This is a genomic window from Pseudomonas cuatrocienegasensis (assembly GCF_900110925.1).
GTDB classification, from domain to species: domain Bacteria; phylum Pseudomonadota; class Gammaproteobacteria; order Pseudomonadales; family Pseudomonadaceae; genus Aquipseudomonas; species Aquipseudomonas cuatrocienegasensis.
Genome location: NZ_FOFP01000001.1, coordinates 26378 through 39779, shown reverse-complemented (window position 1 = coordinate 39779; position 13402 = coordinate 26378). Strand labels below are relative to the sequence as shown.

Annotated in this window: 15 protein-coding genes; 6 read left to right on the top strand and 9 right to left on the bottom strand. The window is 61.9% G+C overall.

All coding sequences use genetic code 11. The features are described from left to right. Positions 1-10: 10 nt before the first annotated feature. From treF to BMW49_RS00180, 4 genes are all read right to left on the bottom strand, one after another. Positions 11-1663 (bottom strand): alpha,alpha-trehalase TreF, encoded by a 1653-nt coding sequence (gene treF / locus BMW49_RS00195; protein ID WP_069517115.1) that lies wholly within the window; start codon positions 1661-1663, stop codon positions 11-13. Further along, positions 1642-2409 carry an SDR family NAD(P)-dependent oxidoreductase gene (locus BMW49_RS00190; RefSeq protein ID WP_069517116.1) on the bottom strand — a complete coding sequence of 256 codons (768 nt, stop codon included), beginning with the start codon at positions 2407-2409 and terminating at the stop codon, positions 1642-1644. The genes treF and BMW49_RS00190 overlap by 22 nt, the downstream gene beginning before the upstream one ends. A 96-nt stretch (positions 2410-2505) precedes the next feature. Next, entirely contained in the window at positions 2506-2931 is a 426-nt protein-coding gene (locus tag BMW49_RS00185) for a 3-isopropylmalate dehydratase (RefSeq protein WP_069517117.1), read from the bottom strand. A 58-nt stretch (positions 2932-2989) separates the two neighbouring features. Further along, positions 2990-3427, bottom strand: a complete 438-nt coding sequence (locus BMW49_RS00180) for an HIT family protein (RefSeq protein WP_069517118.1) — start codon at positions 3425-3427, stop codon at positions 2990-2992. A 315-nt stretch (positions 3428-3742) separates the two neighbouring features. Here BMW49_RS00180 and BMW49_RS00175 point away from each other — a divergent pair, with 315 nt between their 5' ends. After that, positions 3743-4789: a GGDEF domain-containing protein gene (locus tag BMW49_RS00175; RefSeq protein ID WP_069517119.1), complete on the top strand. Its 1047-nt coding sequence runs from the start codon at positions 3743-3745 to the stop codon at positions 4787-4789. 152 nt (positions 4790-4941) lie between these two features. Here BMW49_RS00175 and BMW49_RS00170 read toward each other — a convergent pair whose 3' ends face one another. Further along, positions 4942-5700, bottom strand: coding sequence for an SDR family NAD(P)-dependent oxidoreductase (locus tag BMW49_RS00170; RefSeq protein ID WP_069517120.1), 759 nt, complete (start codon positions 5698-5700; stop codon positions 4942-4944). A gap of 137 nt (positions 5701-5837) precedes the next feature. Here BMW49_RS00170 and BMW49_RS00165 point away from each other — a divergent pair, with 137 nt between their 5' ends. The 5 genes from BMW49_RS00165 (at position 5838) to BMW49_RS00145 (ending at position 10337) form a co-directional block, all read left to right on the top strand. Beyond that, the gene (locus BMW49_RS00165; RefSeq protein WP_069517121.1) at positions 5838-6740 is read left to right on the top strand and encodes a LysR family transcriptional regulator; all 903 of its coding nucleotides are present in this window, start codon (positions 5838-5840) and stop codon (positions 6738-6740) included. Positions 6741-6798: 58 nt separating this feature from the next. Beyond that, positions 6799-7503, top strand: a complete 705-nt coding sequence (locus BMW49_RS00160; protein ID WP_069517122.1) for a glutathione binding-like protein — start codon at positions 6799-6801, stop codon at positions 7501-7503. 256 nt (positions 7504-7759) lie between these two features. Next, positions 7760-9469 (top strand): amidase, encoded by a 1710-nt coding sequence (locus BMW49_RS00155; RefSeq protein ID WP_069517123.1) that lies wholly within the window; start codon positions 7760-7762, stop codon positions 9467-9469. Between the two features lie 98 nt (positions 9470-9567). Continuing rightward, positions 9568-9738, top strand: coding sequence for a YhfG family protein (locus BMW49_RS00150; protein ID WP_090390804.1), 171 nt, complete (start codon positions 9568-9570; stop codon positions 9736-9738). Beyond that, entirely contained in the window at positions 9738-10337 is a 600-nt protein-coding gene (locus BMW49_RS00145; protein WP_069517124.1) for a Fic/DOC family protein, read from the top strand. Before BMW49_RS00150 ends, BMW49_RS00145 begins: the two co-directional genes overlap by 1 nt. A gap of 120 nt (positions 10338-10457) precedes the next feature. Here the strand turns inward: BMW49_RS00145 and BMW49_RS00140 are convergent, their stop codons facing one another. From BMW49_RS00140 to BMW49_RS00125, 4 genes are read right to left on the bottom strand one after another with little or no spacing between them, the layout of a single operon-like run. Beyond that, positions 10458-10598 (bottom strand): hypothetical protein, encoded by a 141-nt coding sequence (locus tag BMW49_RS00140; RefSeq protein ID WP_371850861.1) that lies wholly within the window; start codon positions 10596-10598, stop codon positions 10458-10460. 42 nt (positions 10599-10640) lie between these two features. Then, positions 10641-11153: a TetR/AcrR family transcriptional regulator gene (locus BMW49_RS00135; protein ID WP_069517125.1), complete on the bottom strand. Its 513-nt coding sequence runs from the start codon at positions 11151-11153 to the stop codon at positions 10641-10643. A 47-nt stretch (positions 11154-11200) separates the two neighbouring features. Next, positions 11201-12496, bottom strand: coding sequence for a beta-ketoacyl-ACP synthase II (fabF, locus tag BMW49_RS00130; protein WP_069517126.1), 1296 nt, complete (start codon positions 12494-12496; stop codon positions 11201-11203). A 43-nt stretch (positions 12497-12539) separates the two neighbouring features. Further along, positions 12540-13346: an oxidoreductase gene (locus BMW49_RS00125; protein WP_069517127.1), complete on the bottom strand. Its 807-nt coding sequence runs from the start codon at positions 13344-13346 to the stop codon at positions 12540-12542. Positions 13347-13402: the final 56 nt, after the last annotated feature.

The window sequence follows — 13402 nt, the reverse complement described above, 5'->3', positions numbered from 1 at the left end:
GCGTTTGGCTTTATGTGCCTGAAGGCTGAACGTCCACGCGCTGCTCGTGCACGCTGCAAGTGCCCGCCCGGCAACGGTTGGCCTGGTGCTTGGGATCTTCGCGCAGGAGTTGTCGGGTCACCCCGTTGGTCCAGCCAAAGCCGTCCTGCAGCGGGTACTCACCCCCGTCAGCAGGCTCGGCACCCGCCTGCAGCACATACTTCTCGACCAGCTTGCTGCCCTGCTCGAAGCGCTCGGCGACGATGGACAACCAACGCTGCTCGATCTCCTCAGCCAGTTGCGCATGGCCGTAATGCTGCAGGCCGCGGATGGCGATCCATTGCAACGGCGCCCAGCCGTTGGGTTTGTCCCATTGCTGCGCGCTGACGTCCACGGTGGTGGTCGCCAGGCCACCGGGCATCAGCAAGTGCTCGCTGACCGCCGTCGCCACGCCGTCGGCCTGGGTCGGGCTGGCCAAGCCGACGAACAGCGGCGTGAGCATGGCAGCGGTCAGCGCGGTACGCGGGCTGGCGCGCTGCCAGTCGTAATCCAGGTAGGTACCCGCCTCAGCGCTCCACAGATAACGGTCGATGGCGACGCGCCGGGCATCGGCCAGGGCGTCGAAAGCTTCGGCCGACTGCGGGTCGTCGCGGATCGCGCTGAGCCGGGCGATCTGCCGCTCCAGCTTGTATAAAAAGCTGTTGAGGTCGACCGGCAGGATGCGAGTGGTGCGGATGCTCGACAGCTGCTGAGGATCATCCAGCCAACGCGAGCTGAAGTCCCAGCCGGATTCGCAACCGGCACGCAGGTCGCGGTAGACATGGTGCGGCGGCCGCGCGCAGGCATGGGCCGTTTCCACATCTTCGAGGTAGGCTTCGTCACGCGGCGTATCGCGGTCGTCCCAGTAGCGATTGAGCACGCTGCCGCACGGCAGGCGCACGCAACGGCGATGAGTTTCTCCGGCAGGTAGATGATCTGCGCCGTCCATCCAGAACGCGTGTTCCTTACGCAACTGCGGCAGGTAATCGCTGGCGCGGCGCACCCCGCACTCCTCGAACAGGTCGGTCATCAAGGCGAATACCGGTGGCTGCGAGCGGCTCAGGTAGTAGGTGCGGCTGCCATTGGGGACATGCCCGTAGGTGTCGATCAGGTAGGCGAAATTATCGGCCATGTGGCGCATCAGCTCGCACTGGCCACTGGCGTCCAGGCCCAGCATGGTGAAGTACGAGTCCCAGTAATACAGCTCGGTAAAGCGCCCGCCCGGCACTACGTAGTCGAACGGTAGCGGCAACAGCGAGGAACGCTGCGGGTGCTCGCAGGGGTGGCGGGTCAGCACCGGCCAGAGGCGGTCGATGTGCGCGCAGAGGCTGGCGCTGCGGTCGGCATCAAAATCACGCTCGGCGAAACTGAACACACTGAAGTGCGCATCGACGAACGCCGCCAGGTCGAAGTCCGGCCCATGATGCTCGGCCCGGTAAGCCTGCAGAATGTGCTCGGGGTACTGGCGCGGGGCGCAGTCAACGAAGGTTTTGCTGTCGGCAAAAACGCGCTGGGTCTGCACCGCAACGAACAGCTCCTGATAACGCTCGGCTGGCGACAGGGTGTCAGCCGGACAGACATCGGCCAACGCATCGCTAAAGGGATCAACCAGGGTCTCGGCGTTTATTGTTCGCTGTACTGCCATAACAGGCCTCCATCGACGACCAGCGTGGTACCGGTGATGTACTCGGCATCCGCCGAAGCCAGAAAGGCCACGGCGCCAGCCACATCGCGCGGCTGGCCCAAGCGTCCGGCGGGGATGTTCTCAAGCAGTCGCGCCAGGGTTTCGGGGCGGTTCATCAGGGCCTGGTTGATCGGCGTCTCGATGGCCCCCGGCGCCACGTTGTTGACCCGGATACCATGGGGCGCAAGCTCCAGCGCCAGGTTGCGGGCGAGCATCTTCAGCCCGCCCTTGCTGGCGCAGTAACTGCTGAAATTGGGGAATGGCAGCTCCTCGTGTACCGAGCTGTTATTGATCACGCAACCGCCACCACCCTGCTCCACCCGGTAACGGGCGAATGCCTGGGAGACGAAAAACGGCGCCCGCAAGTTGACCGCCAGCACCCGGTCGTAATCGGCTTGTTCTGCGTCGAGAAAGGCGGCGTGCTGCTGCACCCCAGCGTTATTGACCAGTATGTCCAGCGTGCCCATCTGCGCGATGGTCTCTGCTACCAGGCGTTGGCAGTCTGCTACGTGGGCCAGGTCTGCGGCGATAAAACAGGCGCGCCGCCCCTGCGCCAGTAACTGTTTCAGCGTCTCGCGGCTGTCATCGTCTTCACCACGGCCATTGATGACGACATCAGCGCCTTCGTCGGCCAGACGCAGCGCAATGCCGCGTCCAATGCCTTGGGTTCCACCGGTGACCAACGCCACCTTGTTCTGCAATTTCATCCGTCTCTCCAGGCACGCACAGGGGTGTGCAGGTTCAGACGGGGTAACGCGGCAGGTGTTCCCCCTCAAGCGTTGCAGAACATGAGGGGGCGGTTTTTACGGGGCTTCGAGGCGCAGATTGAAGCCGCCCTGGGACTGGCTGACGATGCGCACGTGCTGGGTCTGGCCGGACACGATCGGCACGGCGATTTCCTTGCGCAGGCGGCCTTTACCGCAGAGCGTGTCATCGGCTTCATCGACGCCGATCCCGACGACCCGCTTGCCCGCCGGCACTTGCAGAGTCACTTCTTCGCCGATGCCGATGCGCGCAGCGACCTGACGGTCGACCAGCACGGCGACATAGCAGCCACCGCCGAGCATACCCAGATCGCGGTTGACCACCACCTGGCCACCACCGGCCACCGGCGCCTGGTAAGCCAGCACGCGATCGGCCGGCACCTGGGTGATGGCCTCGGGATCAGCCTTGAACGAAGAACAACCGGCCAACAACAGCACGGGCCATAAGGCATGGATCAATCGCATGAAAGCCCTCCATGGGCGCAAAGAATTCAGCATTTAAGGTGGGTTAAAGCCTGCTCGCTCAAGCCTGTAAGCGTTTGAGCAAGCGCGCCTGCAACGCTTCGAGGTCGGCTGGATCGGCTTTCTGGCTGGCATGCACGCCCAGGCCCTGCTCGGCAAACCGCGGCACGATATGCACGTGCAGATGGAACACCGTCTGCCCGGCGGGCGCGCCATTGAACTGCGCGACCTGCACGCCTTCAGGTTGCAGCTCCTCGACCAGGACGCCGGTCAAGCGCTGCACCACCGCCATCACCTGGCACAGGCTCTCGGTGTCGATCTCGAGGATATTGCGCGCCTGAGCATGCTTGTGGATCACCAGCGTATGACCAAACGACTGCGGAAACAGATCGAGAAAGGCCAGCACGTTGTCGTCTTCGTAGATTTTGTAGCAAGGCGCATCGCCCCGGATGATCAGGGCAAAGATGTTTTGGGGATCGTAATCACCGTACAGGCTCATCGGGGTTCTCCGCTGATGGAATGAGGCTTGTCTGATGCGAACCATACCGGCTTCTACCCTGCCAGGTAAAAGCCTGTGTGCGCTATCGCCTGACGGTTTGCCGGCCAACCCATGATCATCGTGCGCCGGTGTCGTCTCGGGTCTGTTCCCGTTTCGTTCGCGGCAACGCAGCTAGCGACGAAACGGGAACAGACCCTAAGCTCTATGCGTCGGCCTGCTGAACAAGCACAATAGCCATGTGCCTTTATGGCCACCACGTCCGGTGTGGTTCGACAGTCTGTTGTCCTCACCTGCAGTTTTTTCAAAGGGTGCGGTATGCCAGCTCAACTGGAAACCAACGAACGCCACAAGCGCATGGTGCTCAAGGCACTGCTCTGGACCACTCTGGCCGGTGGCATATTCTTCGGCATTCTCAACCTGTTTCACGGCATCTGGGTGCTGTCCGCGCTTGAAGGCATTTATGCCTGCTTCTCGGTGGCGCTGCTGCGCATCGTTGAGCGCACGCCCCATCTGCGCTTTTGGACGCTGGTCTACCTGCTGCCGTTCTTCTGCGTCATGATGATTGCGTTGCTGCTGGCCAAGACCAGTTACACGATATTCGCCTGGATCCAGACCATCCCCATCATCTGCTACCTGCTGCTCGGTCTGCGTACCGGTTCGCGGGTCGCCATTGTGTTCATTACCCTTGGCCTGCTGGCGTTCAACTACCGCTTTACCGGCGAAAATCACCTGCTCAATCTCTCGATCATGTCCAACGTTGTCCTGGCCAGCCTGGCGATGGTGCTGTTCTCGCACATCTACGAGCGCAGCCGCATGGACAACGAGCGGCGGCTAATGGAGCTGGCCAGCACCGACAGCCTTACCGGCCTGGCCAACCGCATGAAACTGACTGAAGTGTTCAAACGCGAGCATGCTCACGCCCAGCGAAATACCGCGCCGCTGGCGCTGATCTTTATCGACATCGACCATTTCAAACTGATCAACGACCAGTATGGCCACGAGGCCGGTGACCAGGCGCTGCAACACCTGGCTCAGGTGCTGGGCGAACGCCTGCGCACTACCGATCTGCTCTGCCGCCTGGGCGGCGAAGAGTTTGCCGTGCTGCTGCCCAACACCGCCCCTGCCCAGGCCATTGAAGTTGCCGAAAACCTACGCCAGCGCCTAGAGGACAGCCCCCTGCGACTGGGTGAAAAATGCGTGGCGATGTCCCTCAGTGCAGGTGTGGCCAACCTCGGCTATGACGGCACCAGCCTGGACGATCTGCTGCGTACAGCCGACAGGCGCACCTATGCGGCCAAACGCAACGGCCGCAACCAGGTGGTGAGTGTCGATGAGCCCAGTGCTGATGCTCAGTCCGCCTGACCACTCGTTTAACAGGCTGTTGAAAAACTACCTGCGTGGCCATCGCCGCGTTAAAAACAGGCTCAAAATGCTCATTTACAACTCGTAAACTCCGCTTTTTCGCCTGTTTTTGTCTTGCGCTGGCTGCCTCGTCTACGCTTTTCAACGGCCTGTTAAAGGAACATACCGCCAGACGCCTCGATCCGCTGTCCGGTAATCCAGCGGCCACCGTCGCTCAGCAACATGGCAATCGCCCCGCCGATATCATCCGGCAAGCCGACCCGGCCCAAGGCCGTATTGGCGGCGATAAAGGCGTTGACCTGGCTGTTATCGCGCACCACACCGCCACCGAAGTCGGTCTCGATGGCGCCCGGAGCCAGCACGTTGACGCTGATCCCGCGCGGCCCCAGCTCCTTGGCCAAGTAGCGCGTCCACACCTCAATACCACCCTTCATTGCTGCATAAGCGGCATAGCCTGGCAGGCTGAAGCGTGCCAGGCCGGTGGAGATATTGACGATGCGACCCTGCTCGGCGATCAGCGGCAGTAACTGTTGAGTGAGGAAGAACGGCCCCTTGAGCTGAATATTCACCAACTGATCGAACTGCGCCTCGCTGGTTTCGGCAAAGCTGGCGTGAATGCCGATACCGGCGTTGTTGATCAGAAAATCAAAATCGCTGCGGCCAAAGGTGCTCTGCAAGCCTGCCGCCACTGCCGTGGCAAACGCAGCAAAGCTACTGCTCTGGCCAACATCCAGTTGCAGCATCAGCGCACGCGCGCCGAGCTGCTCGACCTCGCTAGCCAGGCTTTGCGCATCAGCCGCCTGACTGTGATACGTGCCGATGATGTCGATGCCCTGGGCCGCCAGATGCAATGCAGCATTACGTCCAAGGCCGCGGCTTGCGCCGGTGATCAATGCGATTTTACGTGTCATGTGCGTACCCTCTAATCGGTGACTAGCCGTGGTTGCAATCAGTGAGCACAGGTTATTGCTCGGTTTAAGCTGGATAAACCCAGAAAAATTGGAAACACTGATCGTCAATCACGAACAATCCAGTAGAGCTGCTGCCCATGAACACCCTGGAACTGCTGCGCACCTTCGTCCGCGTCAGCGAGCTGGCCAGTTTTACCCAGGCCGCCGATAACCTGGGCTTACCCAGGTCGAGCGTGTCGCAACAGGTTCAGAGCCTGGAAACCCTGCTCGGCACCCGCCTGCTGCACCGCACCACCCGCAAGGTGCGCCCCACCCAGGACGGCCTGGTGCTGTATGAGCGCAGCAAGGACCTCCTGGCCAACATGGACGAGTTGGAGAACCTGTTCCGCCAGGACGGCACGCAGCTCAGCGGTCGCCTGCGCATCGACATGCCGACCGCTATTGCACGGCGTCAGGTTGCCCCTCGGCTGGGAGAATTTACCGCGCAGCATCCCGCGATCGAGCTGGAGATCAGCAGCAGCGACCGACGTGTCGATCTGGTGCGCGAAGGCTTCGACTGCGTGCTGCGCGTCGGTGTAGTCAACGAGCCCAATCTGATCGTGCGCCCGCTCGGCCAACTGCCCATGGTCAACTGCGCCAGCAGCGCCTACCTGGCGCAATACGGCACCCCCCAGAACCTAGAGGACCTGGCCCAGCATCGGCTGATTCATTACGTGCCGGTGCTGGGCAGCCGCTCAGATGGTTTCGAATACCTGGACGGCGACACCCTACGCCAGCTTCCGATGGCGGGGAGCGTCACGGTCAATAACATCGATGCCTACGAAGGCGCGTGCCTGGGCGGCCTGGGGATTATTCAGGCGCCGCTGATCGGCGTCAGCGAGTTGCTGACCAGCGGCCAACTGCACCGCCTGCTAACGGATTACCTGCCGCCGCCCATGCCGATCAGCCTGCTCTACGCCCAGCGTCGCCATCAGCCGCAGCGGGTGCGGGCCTTTATGCAGTGGCTGGAAGAATTGCTGGCCGAGCACACAGGCACCTGACCAAACCACCAATCACCGTTATCCTGCGCCTTTCGCCACCCTCATATCCGGAGCGCGTATGTCAGACCCTATCGCCCACCCGATCACCCACAAATGGCCCGCCCAGCACCCCGAGCGCCTGCAACTCTATTCGTTGCCCACGCCCAACGGCGTCAAGGTCTCGATCATGCTCGAAGAAATCGGCCTGCCCTATGAGCCGCACCTGGTCAGCTTCGAGACCAACGACCAGCTCAGCAGTGAATTCCTCTCGCTTAACCCGAACAACAAGATTCCCGCCATTCTCGACCCCGCCGGTCCAGACGGCGTGCCCTTGGCGCTGTTCGAGTCCGGCGCGATTCTGATTTACCTGGCGGAAAAAACCGGCCAGCTACTGTCTCAGGATGCCGCGACGCGCTATGAAACCATCCAGTGGCTGATGTGGCAGATGGGCGGCATCGGCCCGATGTTCGGCCAGCTTGGCTTCTTCCATAAGTTCGCCGGCAAGGACTACCCGGACAAACGCCCGCGCGACCGCTATGTCGCCGAAACCCAGCGCCTGCTCGGCGTACTCGACCAACGCCTGCAAGGCCGCGACTGGATCATGGGCAATGCGTACAGCATCGCCGATATCGCCATCTTCCCCTGGGTGAGAAACCTGGTGGGTTTCTACGAGGCCGGCGAGCTGGTGGAGTTCGAGCGGTTCAGCAATGTGCAGCGGGTCTTGCAAGCCTTTGTCGAGCGCCCGGCGGTGATCAAAGGCCTCGCCACTCCAGCCCGCAGCTAACCTGAGATAACCGCGCCCCTGTAGGAGCGAATTTATTCGCGATTGTGCCGCGAATTTCGCGAATAAATTCGCTCCTACAGGTATGCAACATCCTATTGGGACATAGCTAATTTATTCGCGATACGCTCGCGCTACACAAGCCAAATCGGGGCGTAACAGCCAACTTGAATAGAGTCAGCACCCCATTCAACACTTACAAAAACAGCGTCACGAGAAGCGATATGAACAACCCACTTCAACAACCCACGGTGACAGCATGATCGAGGTAACCGAGGTTTCCATTGCCAAGCTGCGCGCCGCGCTCGAAGCCGGCCAGACCACAGCGGTCGAACTGGTGCAGGCCTATTTCGCGCGCATCGGTGCCTACGATGGCGCCGACACGCCGACCCGGCTCAACGCCGTGGTGGTACGTAACCCCGATGCGCTCAAGGAAGCCCAGGCATCCGATGAGCGCCGCGCCCGCGGTGCCACCCTCGGCCCACTCGATGGCATCCCCTACACCGCCAAGGACAGCTACCTGGTCAAGGGCCTGACCGCCGCCTCCGGCAGCCCGGCCTTCAAGGACCTGGTCGCCCACCGCGACGCCTTCACCATAGAGCGCTTGCGCGGCGCCGGGGCCGTCTGTCTGGGCAAAACCAATATGCCGCCCATGGCCAACGGCGGCATGCAGCGCGGCGTCTATGGCCGCGCGGAAAGCCCGTACAACGCCGGCTACCTCACTGCGCCCTTCGCCTCGGGTTCGTCCAACGGCGCCGGTACCGCCACTGCCGCCAGCTTTGCCGCCTTCGGCCTGGCCGAGGAAACCTGGTCGAGTGGCCGCGGCCCGGCCTCGAATAACAGCCTGTGCGCCTACACACCCTCGCGCGGGGTGATCTCGGTGCGCGGCAACTGGCCGCTGACGCCAACCATGGACGTGGTGGTGCCTTACGCCCGGACCATGGCCGATCTGCTGGAAATACTCGAGATCGTGGTCGCCGACGACCCGGATACCCGTGGCGATCTGTGGCGCCTGCAGCCCTGGGTGCCGATCCCCAAAGCCTCCGACGTACGCCCCGCCGCCTATGCCGAGCTTGCCGCCAAAGCCGATGCCCTGGCCGGCAAACGCTTTGGTGTGCCGCGCATGTTTATCAACCAGGACGCCGCCGCCGGCACCAGTGACAACCCAGGCATCGGCGGCCCAACCGGCCAACGCATCCACACTCGGCCATCAGTCATTGCGCTCTGGGAGCAGGCGCGTAAGGCACTGGAAGCCGCCGGCGCCGAAGTCATCGAAGTGGACTTCCCGCTGGTCTCCAACTGCGAGGGCGACCGCCCCGGCGCGCCAACCGTGTACAACCGCGGCATCGTCACCCCGGATTTTCTCCACGATGAACTGTGGGAACTGAGCGGCTGGGCCTTTGACGACTTCCTGCGCGCCAACGCTGATCCCAAGCTGAACAAACTAGCCGACGTAGACGGCCCGCAGATCTTCCCCCACGACCCCGGCACCCTGCCCAACCGCGAGGGCGACCTGGCCGCTGGCATGGACGAATACGTCAACATGGCCAAGCGCGGCCTGAAGACCTGGGAGCAGATCGAAACCCTGCCCGATGGCCTGCGCGGCCTGGAGCAAACCCGCAAGCTCGACCTGGAAGACTGGATGGACAACCTCGGCCTCGACGCCGTGCTGTTCCCCACCGTCGCCGACGTCGGCCCGGCGGACGCCGACATCAACCCCGCGTCTGCCGATATCGCCTGGAGCAACGGCGTCTGGGTGGCCAACGGCAACCTCGCCATCCGCCACCTGGGCGTGCCCACCGTCACCGTACCGATGGGCGTGATGGCCGACATCGGCATGCCCGCAGGCCTGACCTTCGCTGGCCGCGCCTACGACGATTCCGCCCTGCTGCGCTACGCCGCCGCGTTCGAGTCCACCGGCTCGAGGCGTTTGGTACCGCCGCGCACGCCGCCGCTATCGCGCGCTTGAAAGTAAAACGGGATTGGCGCGCAAGGCGTCAATCCCGTTTGGCGAGTCCATGAGATGCGCTACACTCTGCCAAGTCATGCACCAAGAGGTGAGCATCAATGGGCACCCTCAGCTTTGAAGCAAAGAAAGCCTATGCAGCCCGGACACGCAAATCCAACTACCTGGCCAGCCTGCGCCTAGAAGGCTTCAAAACATCTCTCGCAGACAGCAACTCCAAGCTGCCTTCTCGTGATGAAATCCTGAACGCTTTGGCTAAGCCCCGGCGCTAATGCCTGACAAATACGGCGTCGGCCAAGACTCCTATTGCTACCCGGACTCCACTGTCCTGTGCAACAAGCTCGGCATTCGTGACGAAGCAACCTTGAGCGAGGTTGAACGCCAACTATCGATGCTCGCAGCTGAAAGTCTTGATTTCAGCCTTCCGCCTTATGACCTGGGATATATGCAGAAAATCCATCACTGCCTATTTTCGGACCTGTATGAATGGGCCGGAGAGTTACGGACAGTGGGTATAGCAAAGCAAAACACCCGCTTCTGCCAACCAGAATATATGGCAAAGGAAGCCGACAAGATCTTCAAGACGATGGCGGCGGCAGACTGGTTTGAGGGCAGAGATCGTGCGGACCTGATTGTCTCGGTTGCGGAGGCATATTCAGAGCTCAACGTCGTACACCCGTTCCGTGATGGTAATGGTCGTACGCAACGGATTCTTTTTGAGCACCTGATCATGAACGCTGGATTTGAAATCAGTTGGTGGGGGATTGAAGAAGACCAGTGGCTCTACGCAAATATCGCGGCATACAGCTGCAACCTCGGGCCTATGGAACAGGTTTTTGAGAACTGTATTGGTCAGGCTATTGAGCCTTAAATCCCGCGACACTCATCAAAACCACATGGCGGTAGCCTGAAATATCTCCAAGGCAAAAGGGGATTCAGTCAAACCCGTTTGTTTGCTGTATAGCCCCGCAGCCAGTCAGCCGACAGTTCCTCAGTCTTTTCTAATGTTCTGGTAGAACATCAACCGCGAGGTTTCGTGCAGGACGCGGGTCAGTTCGGCTAGGCGTCGAAACTCTTCGGGGTATTGCTCGGCAACACTATTGAGCAGGGTTTGCGAGGCCAGGTCTTGCAAGGCTGGCTTGCTGCCGTCGTGCTGCATTTACCGGAGGAAGTTTTAAGCGTAAGCCTGGATAAACAGCTCCACCGCCGCGGCGATGCGTGACTGATCCGTAGGCGTGCTGGTACCGGGGTCCAGGTTACCGACCGCGAGCAGCAGGAATTGGCCAGCGCCGCGCCCAGGGTCGCGGCAACGGGCAGATTGGCCGAGCACTTTTTCCAGGTAGGCCTGATACGGGTGATAGCGCTTTCGCCAGCGCTTTTGTGGCACCCAGTTAGAGCGCAGCAGAATGTTCGTGAGTGCGAGAAATGCCGGATGCATGCTTTGCTGCAACAGCGCCTGGGCGACTGCGTCCAAACAGGTGCATAACTCGCCATTCACCGCGCTTGGCAGCGACGGCTCCGGCAGCTCCTCCATCCAGTACTCGATAACGGCCCGAAACAGCTGCGCCTTGTCGCCGAAATGCGCATAAAGCGTCGCCTTGGTCACGCCGGCGGACTCTGCAATCATCTGCATGTTGGCAAGGTCGTGGCCGAACGCCGCGAATATATCGCTCGCCGCCCACAACATCTCCCTCTGGCGCCTGCCACGGCGGGAGTCTTCTCGTAGCCGCAGACTCATGACAGAGGCTGCCAACGGCGCAACAGCAGGCTCGCATTGACGCCGCCAAAACCGAAGCCGTTCGACAGGGCGTACTGGATCGGCATTGGCCGCGCATGCAGGCCAACCAGATCGAGGCCGTTTGCCGCCTCATCAGGGTTGATGAGGTTCAGCGTGGGCGGAACGATCTGATCGCGTAGCGCCAGGACGGTGAAGATGGCCTCAACTCCACCTGCAGCTCCCAGTAGATGGCCGGTGCTGGATTTGCTCGAGGTGATCGCCACGCCCGAGCCAGTCCCAAAAACCGCGCGAATGGCGGCCAGCTCGCCGCAGTCGCCCACGTGGGTGGAGGTCGCATGGGCATTGATATGCTGCACCTCACCCGCAGTAACACCGGCCTGACGCAACGCCTGCTCCATGGCACGGCGCGCACCGCTGCCATCCTCGGGGCCGGCAGTGAGGTGATAGGCATCAGCACTGGTGCCGTAACCGACCAGCTCCGCCAGTGGCTGTGCGCCGCGGGCCAACGCATGCTCCAGGGACTCGATCACCAACAGGCCTGCGCCCTCGGCCATGACGAAACCGTCCCGGTAACGGTCGAACGGGCGCGACGCTTGCTGAGGGTGGTCGTTGAAGCCTGTGGACAGGGCGCGCGCCGCGGCAAAGCTGCCGAGCGTAACGCGATGGATCGCCGCCTCGGTCCCGCCGCACACGGCAATATCCGCCTCACCGCTGCGGATCAGCCGCGCTGCATCGCCGATGGCTTGCGCACCGGCCGCGCAGGCGGTCACCGGCGCGCCGAGCGGCCCCTTGAAGCCGTGCCGGATCGACACATGCCCGGCCGCCATATTGGCGAGAAACGAAGGCGCAGTGAATGGCGAGAGCCGGCGCGGCCCGCGTTCGTCGGTGATGCGCACGGCCTCGGCAATGGCTCCGAAGCCGCCAACCCCGGAGGCAATGATGGTCGCAGTGCGCTGGCGCTGCAGCTCGTCTGTCGGCTGCCAGGCCGCCTGCGCCAGGGCTTCCTGGGCGGCAGCGAGGGCAAACTCGATAAAGCGATCCATCTTCTTGCGTTCCTTGGCGGCGACGTATCGCTCCGGGTCGTAGCCGGCCTGTTGATCTTCTTCCAGCGTGGGCACCTGCCCGCCCACCGCACAGCCAGTACCGTCGGAAAGCTCGTCAGGCAGCGCTCGGATGCCTGATTGCCCAGCCAGCAGGCGCGACCAGACCGTCTCGCTGCCGCAGCCCAGCGGGCTGACCACTCCGACGCCCGTGACTACGATTCTTACGGGGTGCTCTTTATGGGTTGCCATATCTCGATCCTGCAACGCTGATGATGGGATAGCCAACGCGCTTTCAGCCGATACCGAAAGTCTTGCGCAGGCCAGAATCGACAGGGCCTGCCGGCATGAAGCGGCGCAGCCTTCTCAGCAAAGTGGCCTCGCCACTGGGCGTGTGGCGCATCTTCCAGCCGCCCAGGGCGGCTTCGACGATGGTCGCGGCGACACTTTCGGGCGCCGGCGCTTTGTGCACGTTCATCTGTATGGCCTGGGAGACGGTCGCCCGCTCGCTGTCGTATGCCGCAATTCTCAAGGCCGCCTGAGGCGCATTGAGGTCCAGATTGGTCTTGGTGAAAGATGGCTCGACCAGCGCAACGCGAATACCGAACTTGCGCACCTCGTGATCCAGGGTTTCCGACAGCCCTTCCACCGCATGCTTGGAAGCCGAATAAAGCCCCATATACGGCGCGGGAAGAAAGCCGAGCACCGAACTGACATTGACGATCCGTCCGCTACGCTGCGCGCGCATGTGCGGCAGTACCGCCTGGACCATGCGCAGAATGCCGAAGACATTGCTATCGAACAGCGCCACGGCCTCGCTGACTGCGGTTTCTTCCACCGCGCCGATCAGGGTCGTACCCGCGTTATTGACGAGCACGTCAATGCGCTTGGCCTGGTCGATGATGGATTGGATGCCAAGACGAACAGAGGTTTCCTCGCGCACATCCATCTCGACCAACTCGACACCGGCCAATGGGCTGGCGTTGGCAATGCTGCGTACGCTGCCAAATACCCGGCAACCCTGTTTGACAAATTGCTCCGCGGCGGCACGGCCAATGCCCGATGACACGCCGGTAACCAGAACAACGTTTGAATTCGACATAGCAGTTTCTCTCGCTTTAGATGAAAAAATGCGCCAGGGCCTGCCCGCCACAGACG

Excerpts from the sequence above, each read along its gene's own strand:
- BMW49_RS00160 (WP_069517122.1), top strand. The coding sequence starts at position 6,799 with ATGTCAGACCCTATCGCCCACCCGATCACCCACAAATGGCCCGCCCAG.
- fabF (WP_069517126.1), bottom strand. The coding sequence starts at position 12,496 with ATGGCAACCCATAAAGAGCACCCCGTAAGAATCGTAGTCACGGGCGTC.
- treF (WP_069517115.1), bottom strand. The coding sequence starts at position 1,663 with ATGGCAGTACAGCGAACAATAAACGCCGAGACCCTGGTTGATCCCTTT.
- BMW49_RS00185 (WP_069517117.1), bottom strand. The coding sequence starts at position 2,931 with ATGCGATTGATCCATGCCTTATGGCCCGTGCTGTTGTTGGCCGGTTGT.
- BMW49_RS00190 (WP_069517116.1), bottom strand. The coding sequence starts at position 2,409 with ATGAAATTGCAGAACAAGGTGGCGTTGGTCACCGGTGGAACCCAAGGC.
- BMW49_RS00170 (WP_069517120.1), bottom strand. The coding sequence starts at position 5,700 with ATGACACGTAAAATCGCATTGATCACCGGCGCAAGCCGCGGCCTTGGA.
- BMW49_RS00125 (WP_069517127.1), bottom strand. The coding sequence starts at position 13,346 with ATGTCGAATTCAAACGTTGTTCTGGTTACCGGCGTGTCATCGGGCATT.
- BMW49_RS00135 (WP_069517125.1), bottom strand. The coding sequence starts at position 11,153 with ATGTTGTGGGCGGCGAGCGATATATTCGCGGCGTTCGGCCACGACCTT.
- BMW49_RS00145 (WP_069517124.1), top strand. The coding sequence starts at position 9,738 with ATGCCTGACAAATACGGCGTCGGCCAAGACTCCTATTGCTACCCGGAC.
- BMW49_RS00175 (WP_069517119.1), top strand. The coding sequence starts at position 3,743 with ATGCCAGCTCAACTGGAAACCAACGAACGCCACAAGCGCATGGTGCTC.
- BMW49_RS00155 (WP_069517123.1), top strand. The coding sequence starts at position 7,760 with ATGATCGAGGTAACCGAGGTTTCCATTGCCAAGCTGCGCGCCGCGCTC.
- BMW49_RS00150 (WP_090390804.1), top strand. The coding sequence starts at position 9,568 with ATGGGCACCCTCAGCTTTGAAGCAAAGAAAGCCTATGCAGCCCGGACA.
- BMW49_RS00165 (WP_069517121.1), top strand. The coding sequence starts at position 5,838 with ATGAACACCCTGGAACTGCTGCGCACCTTCGTCCGCGTCAGCGAGCTG.
- BMW49_RS00180 (WP_069517118.1), bottom strand. The coding sequence starts at position 3,427 with ATGAGCCTGTACGGTGATTACGATCCCCAAAACATCTTTGCCCTGATC.